This is a genomic window from Verrucomicrobium sp. BvORR106 (assembly GCF_000739655.1).
Taxonomy (GTDB): domain Bacteria; phylum Verrucomicrobiota; class Verrucomicrobiia; order Verrucomicrobiales; family Verrucomicrobiaceae; genus Verrucomicrobium.
On the sequence record NZ_BATR01000205.1, the window covers coordinates 1 to 874 of the forward strand.

An 874-nucleotide genomic window follows, 5' to 3' on the forward strand; every position below is an offset into this window, starting at 1 on the left:
AGAGACTGTGTCAAAACTGCTGGAGGGAATGAGGAGGCCGTGGCAGGTAGCTGACCATGAGTCGTTTCATCACTGGAGCAGACCGCGCTCAGGCCTCAATGTTTCCGGAGTGCCTCGAAGACTATGTCGGCCCCGAAAACACGGTGCGCTTCATTGATGCCTTTGTCGAAAATCTGGACTTGCAGCAGGTGCAACTGCCTGCCGCTCCCGCTTCTACCGGCAGACCCGGTTATGCCCCAGGCGACCTGCTCAAGCTTTTCGTCTATGGTTATCTCTACCGTGTGCGCTCCAGCAGGGAGCTTGAGCGGCTCACCCAACACAATCTGGAGGTCATCTGGCTGCTCAGACGCCTGCGCCCGGACCATAAAACCATCAGCGAGTTCCGGCGGGCCCACCGCACCGTCTTCAAGCAAGTCTTCCGGCAGTTCAACGTCCTGTGCCGGGATCTCAACCTCTTTGGAGCACAGATCGTCGCCATCGACGGCACCTTCTTCAAAGCCGACAACTCCAGAAGTCGCAATTTTACCAAACCCAAGCTCCAGGGGTTGATCACCACCGTGGACAAGAACATCGCTGAGTATCTCAGGGAGCTTGAACTCAACGATACCGCCTCAGGCTCCAGCGGCGGCGTGGAAAGCGAGAAGGTCGAGGACCTTCAGGACAAAATCACTCAGCTCCAGGCTGCCAAAGAGCGCTACGAGCAGATGCAGAGGGATCTGGAACTCAGCGGTGAAACCCAGATATCGCTGACTGACCCTGATGCCCGATTGGTCAAGAAGAGCACGGCCCAAGGCAGCGTGGTGGGATACAATGTGCAGAGCGCGGTGGATGGAGCCCACCATCTCATTGTCGACATCGAGGCCACCAATCAGGG

1 protein-coding gene is annotated in these 874 nt (G+C 57.4%); it reads left to right on the forward strand.

Annotated elements, in window-relative coordinates; translation table 11 throughout:
- Nucleotides 1-56: 56 nt before the first annotated feature.
- Nucleotides 57-874: transposase (locus BV106_RS34775; RefSeq protein ID WP_038172892.1), on the forward strand; the 818-nt coding region annotated here is incomplete at its 3' end.